We start from the raw sequence: 2,168 nt of genomic DNA, 5'->3' as shown, positions 1-2,168 counted from the left end.
CCGCCGGCCGCACCTGCGCCGGCCGCAGCTATCCAGCGCATCGGCACGCGCGCCAGTTCCGGCGTGCGCCCCGCCGCCGGCGACGCCAGCGCCGGATCGCTCCAGGCCAGCCCCAGCTCCAGCCGCCCGGCCGCCATCTGCGCCATCAGGTCGGCGTTGCGCGCCACGCAGGCCTCGATGCGCAGCCTGGGATGGACGCGGGCGAAGCGGCCCAGCACCTCGGTCAGGATGTGCTCGCCAAAATCCTCCTGCATGCCCAGCCGCACGCTGCCGGCCAGCTCGGCGCCGCGCACGGCGGTGGCGGCCTCGTCGTTCAGCTCCAGCAGCCGGCGCGCGTAGCCCAGCAGCGATTCGCCGGCCGAGGTGGTCACCATGCCGCGCCCCTCCTTGCGCAGCACCGGCATGCCCAGCTGCTCTTCCAGCTTCTTCAGCTGCGCGCTGACGGCCGAGGTGGAACGCCCCAGCCGTTCGGCCGCCTTGGCGAAGCTGCCCAGGTCGACGCCGGTGACAAAGGTGCGCAGCACATCGAGGTCAAAAGTAATTCTTCGCATAACCATCCCGATTTATCGAACTATTTATCAAAATATTCCTGATTTTCAGGATCAAAATAGACCTGTATCGTGGACCTGTCAATCACCCAACCGGAGGCCATCATGCCCATGAGTCGCATTTCTCTGCTGAAAGGAAAATCGCCCGAGTACCTGGCCGCGCTGTCGCACAGCCTGCACCGCGCCATGGTCGAGGCCTTCAACGTGCCGGAAAAAGACCGTTTCCAGCTCATCCAGCAACACGAGCCGCATGAACTGGTGTTCGACCGCGACTACGAAAGCCCGGCCGGCCCGCGCTCCGACGACTTCGTGCTGATCAACATTACCACCGGCAAGCCGCGCAGCACCGAGATGAAGCAAGCCTTCTACCGCCGCCTGGTGGAAGGGTTGGCCGAGGCGCCGGGCCTGCGGCCGCAGGATGTGATGGTGGTGCTGTCCAGCTCGCAGGGCGACGACTGGTCGTTCAGCGGCGGCGCCCCGGCCGCCAGCCTGTGGAGGCCGGCATGATCGCCATGCAATACAGCTTCAGCCTGCCGGCCGACTACGACATGGCCATCGTGCGCGAGCGCATCGGCAGCAAGGGGCCGCTGCTGGACCGGCTGCCGCACCTGGCCTTCAAAGCCTATCTGTACGCCGAGCGCGGCGAGTCGCAGGAAAACCTGTACGCGCCCTTCTACCTGTGGCACAGCGAGGAAGGCATGCACGACTTCCTCAATGGTCCCGGTTTCGCCGGCGTGGCGCAGGCCTTCGGCTGGCCGCCGGTGCGCACCTGGACGCCTTGGCACGCCAGCGTCGGCGAGGCGGTGCGGCAGGCGCGCCACGCCACCCGCAGCGTCGAGGCGATCGCGCCCCACAGCGACCTGGCGCAGCTGCGCCAGCGGGAAGAGCAGCATGCGCGCCACGCCCTGGAGTGCGGCGCGCTGGCGGTGGTGATCGGCTTCGAACCGGGCAACTGGAGCATCGTGCGTCTGTGCCTGTGGCGCGGGGAGCCGGCGCTGCCGCCGCAGCCGCATGAGCAGCGCTACCGGGTCGGCCACGTGTCGGCGCCTTGAAGGGACTAGCGCAGCAGTAGCAGCGCGCCGCGTGGCTGGGCGTTGGCCTGGGCCAGCATCGAGGCGCCGGCCTGGCGCAGGATGCTGGCGCGGGTCAGCAGCGCCGTCTCGCTGGCGTAGTCGGTGTCGCGGATGCGCGAGCGCGCCGCCGCCAGGTTGGTGGCGCCGCTTTCGGCATTGCTGGCCGCCGCCGACAGCCGGTTGCTGGCCGCGCCCAGCATGGAGCGGATGCTGCTCACTTCGTCGATCTTGCCGTCGTAGTAAGCCAGCGCGTCGGACGCGCCGCTGGCGCTGGACAGGTCCTGCACCGGTTCGCCGCCGCTATACACATCCTGCACCACCAGCTCCGGCGGCCCGACCACGACAGCGGCCTGCCGCCCCGCGCTCAGGCCCGCCGCCGCCGGATTGGTGCCGGCGATGGTCATCGCGTGGGCGCCCAGCCGCGCCGCTTCGCTCACGGTGACCGTGCCCTTGTTCGCCCCCAGGCTCAAGCCCAGCGAGGCGACGCTGCCGGGGTTGGATTCGGCGATGACGATGTCGCGCCCGTCGGCGGCGCTCAGCGTCAGCG

Annotated in this window: 4 protein-coding genes; 2 read left to right on the top strand and 2 right to left on the bottom strand. The window is 69.5% G+C overall.

The window, feature by feature from the left end:
* Positions 1–551 (bottom strand): LysR family transcriptional regulator (locus V6M89_RS30330; protein ID WP_332856704.1); only part of this gene is annotated, 551 nt, incomplete at its 3' end.
* A gap of 102 nt (positions 552–653) precedes the next feature.
* On the opposite strand from V6M89_RS30330, the gene V6M89_RS30325 reads away from it, so the two are divergent.
* Together V6M89_RS30325 and V6M89_RS30320 are read left to right on the top strand one after the other, a co-directional pair.
* The gene (locus V6M89_RS30325; protein ID WP_332856703.1) at positions 654–1,055 is read left to right on the top strand and encodes a tautomerase family protein; all 402 of its coding nucleotides are present in this window, start codon (positions 654–656) and stop codon (positions 1,053–1,055) included.
* Positions 1,052–1,600, top strand: a complete 549-nt coding sequence (locus tag V6M89_RS30320; RefSeq protein WP_332856702.1) for a DUF4865 family protein — start codon at positions 1,052–1,054, stop codon at positions 1,598–1,600. The genes V6M89_RS30325 and V6M89_RS30320 overlap by 4 nt, the downstream gene beginning before the upstream one ends.
* A 5-nt stretch (positions 1,601–1,605) precedes the next feature.
* Here V6M89_RS30320 and V6M89_RS30315 read toward each other — a convergent pair.
* On the bottom strand, positions 1,606–2,168 hold a 563-nt coding region (locus tag V6M89_RS30315), incomplete at its 5' end, for a flagellin (RefSeq protein WP_332856701.1).

It is taken from the genome of Duganella sp. S19_KUP01_CR8, assembly GCF_036688705.1.
GTDB lineage: Bacteria > Pseudomonadota > Gammaproteobacteria > Burkholderiales > Burkholderiaceae_D > Rugamonas.
Note: the sequence above shows the minus strand (reverse complement) of the source record. Positions and strands in the feature narration are given on the sequence as shown.